Raw genomic sequence first — 2,577 nt, forward strand, 5'->3', positions numbered from 1 at the left:
TTGCCGGCGATAGGGCCGGTCGAATCACTGTACCTGCTGCGGCGTGTCCTCACCCATGCAGCGCACCGCGCGCTTGCGGTTGTCCACCAGCACCCCGGTCAGGCCCTTCTGCTGGGTATCGAACAGCACCAGCACGCCATCCATGCACTGCGCCACCTGCGGGGCCGGCTCGAGGGAGACCTTGTAGTCCTCGCCGGGAATGGTCTTGAGCATGGTGAAATCCTGCAGCAGCAGGGCATCCTCGGGTTTGGCGAAATGCAGGTAACCGTAGTACCAGAGGGCCCCCACCGTCACGATGATGCTGCCGACACCGGTCAGGATCAGCGGGATGGCGTTGCGTTCTTCACTCATTGCTTGCTCTTCTCGTCAGGGTAGTTGGGCACTTCGGCAAGCCGCCGCAGGCCGTTGAAATGGCTGGGGTCATCCAGGAAACGCAGCATCACCTGGCGCCAGACCGGGTCGGCGAAGGTCTGCACGTGGCCTCCGCGGGTCAGTTGCAGCACGCGCGGCGGCGGCGCGTGCTGATACAGGCGGATGCCGCTGTCCATCGGCACCAGGTTGTCGTCGATGCTGTGGAAAAACAGCTTGGGTGGGGTGCTCAGGCGCTCGACCCAGCGGATCGCGCTATCGCCGTCCGGCACCAGCCAGGACAGCGGCACCTGCAACGGCCAGGTCATCCACGACGTACTCAAGGCGTAACGGCCGACATCGCGATAACTGGCCGGTACCCCATCGAAGACCAGGGCACTGAAGCGCTGTTGCTGCTCAGGATGGGCAGCCAGGTAGTGGATGGCCATCGCGCCACCGAGGCTCTGGCCCAATAGAACCAAAGGTTTGCCCTTTACCTCGGGGGCCTTGTCGAGCCAGGCCATGGCAGCGGCGATGTCTTCGTAGACCTCCGGCAAGCCGGGTTCGCCCTGGGACAGTCCATAGCCGCGATAGTCGATCATCAGCACCTGGTACCCCTGCTCCGGCAGCCAGTAGCTGCCGCCCAGGTGCCAGGCCAGGTTGCCGCCGTTGCCATGCAGGTGCAGCACCGTCCCCTTGACCGCGACGCCCGCCTTGGCCGGCAGCCACCAACCGTGCAGGCGCACGCCGTCGGCGGTGGTGAGGCTGATATCGCGGTATTCGAGCTTGGCCCGCTCGGGGGTGAACTCTTGGCCCGGTTCGGGGTAGAAAAGCAAGCTGCTGCATCCGCCAAGCCCCAACAGGATCAAGCCCAGGGCCAGCAGGCGGCAGCGCTCAGAGAATGTTCGCGTAGTCGGCTTCAATGCGATCCAGGCTCAGGTGGTTGAGGAAGTTGGAGAAGCACATCCATGCCGACAGGGCATTGAGGTCGCGGAACTGTTCAGGCAAGTACTTGGGCGGCTCGACCAGGCCCTCTTCGACCAGCTGGCGCAAGGTACGCATGTCTTCCAGGGTGGTCTTGCCGCAGAACAGCAACGGAATCTGTTCGAGCTTGCCCTTCTTCACGGCCAACTGAATGTAGTTGTAAACCATGATGAAGCCCTTGAGGTAGGACAAGTCCTTGGTGAATGGCAGGCCGTTGGGCACCGAGCCGCGGAACACCCGGCTGGCATTGCTGTAGCTCTGCGCCATTTCGAAGCCCTGGTCGCGGAAGAATCCGTACACCTGCAGGAAATCGGCCCCCTCCTCGACCATGTGGATGGCGCGGGTACGGTTGGTGAGCTTGCGCAGGCGGCTGGGGTAGGAAGCGAAGGCGATCACCTCCATGAGGATCGCCAGGCCTTCCTGGGTCACCGTCGACGAGGGCGGGCCCTTGGCCAGGAAGGTGCAGATCGGCTGGTTGAGGCCATTGAGCGTGGTGCCCACGTGCACCAGCCCTTCATGCACCTCCAGCGCGCGCACATCGCGGGTGTTGAACATGGCGTCGGCGCGAATCTTGATGTAGTCGGCCCCCGCCGCCGCGTCGGCGACGATACCGTCGGACTCGAACACGCGGATGGTTTCTTCCGCCTCGCCGAACACTTTGTTCAGGCGGTGCTGGAGGATATTGACGGCTTCCTTGGCGGTGAGGTTCTTCGGCTCGTCCTTGAGGTCGCCGCGGCCATCGATGTTGTTCAGGTAGTCCGAAAACATCAGCCCCAGGTCGGCCAGGGTCGGGTCACCGGCGTGGAAGGCATCGGAGGCGGCGCCATACAGTTCCTGGGAAATCAGGCCGAAGTCCTCGGTGCCGCGCGCTTCGAGCATGCGCACCACCATCCGGTACTCCTTGCACATGCGCCGCATGATCTGCCCGACCGGGTTGAACTGGCCCAACTGGCGGGTGATGTCGCGCTCGATGCTCTGGAATTCGGCCTTGACCGCGCTGGAGTCGAACGACAGCGGGCGCGACTGGTAATAGGCACGATCCACCGCGGGCGGCTCCGTGCCCTTGGCCTTGAGGAAGCCCTGGCGGATGCTGTCGTCCCACTTCACCGCGTCGAGCACGCGGATTGGGGTCTGCGCCGCGACGATGCGGTCGGACAGGGTGCGGATGGTTAGCTGGTACTCGTCCACCGGGGACTCCTTTCTAGAACTGGGCGCCTGTACCGGCCCTGTCGCCGGCAAGCCGGC

The 2,577-nt window shown here is 64.0% G+C and carries 3 protein-coding genes; all 3 read right to left on the reverse strand.

The features are described from left to right. Positions 1-24: 24 nt before the first annotated feature. The 3 genes from PMI38_RS26030 to PMI38_RS26040 are packed head-to-tail and all read right to left on the reverse strand — an operon-like array spanning position 25 to position 2,520. Positions 25-351 (reverse strand): hypothetical protein, encoded by a 327-nt coding sequence (locus tag PMI38_RS26030; RefSeq protein ID WP_008101153.1) that lies wholly within the window; start codon positions 349-351, stop codon positions 25-27. After that, on the reverse strand, positions 348-1,271 hold the full coding sequence (locus tag PMI38_RS26035; RefSeq protein ID WP_008101155.1) for an alpha/beta hydrolase: 924 nt from the start codon (positions 1,269-1,271) through the stop codon (positions 348-350). The genes PMI38_RS26030 and PMI38_RS26035 overlap by 4 nt, the downstream gene beginning before the upstream one ends. Further along, entirely contained in the window at positions 1,243-2,520 is a 1,278-nt protein-coding gene (locus PMI38_RS26040; RefSeq protein ID WP_008101157.1) for a flavohemoglobin expression-modulating QEGLA motif protein, read from the reverse strand. Before PMI38_RS26040 ends, PMI38_RS26035 begins: the two co-directional genes overlap by 29 nt. Between the last annotated feature and the right edge of the window lie 57 nt (positions 2,521-2,577).

The sequence above is a fragment of the Pseudomonas sp. GM84 genome, from assembly GCF_000282535.1.
In the GTDB taxonomy this organism is placed as follows: Bacteria; Pseudomonadota; Gammaproteobacteria; order Pseudomonadales; family Pseudomonadaceae; genus Aquipseudomonas.

Excerpts from the sequence above, each read along its gene's own strand:
- PMI38_RS26030 (WP_008101153.1), bottom strand. The coding sequence starts at position 351 with ATGAGTGAAGAACGCAACGCCATCCCGCTGATCCTGACCGGTGTCGGC.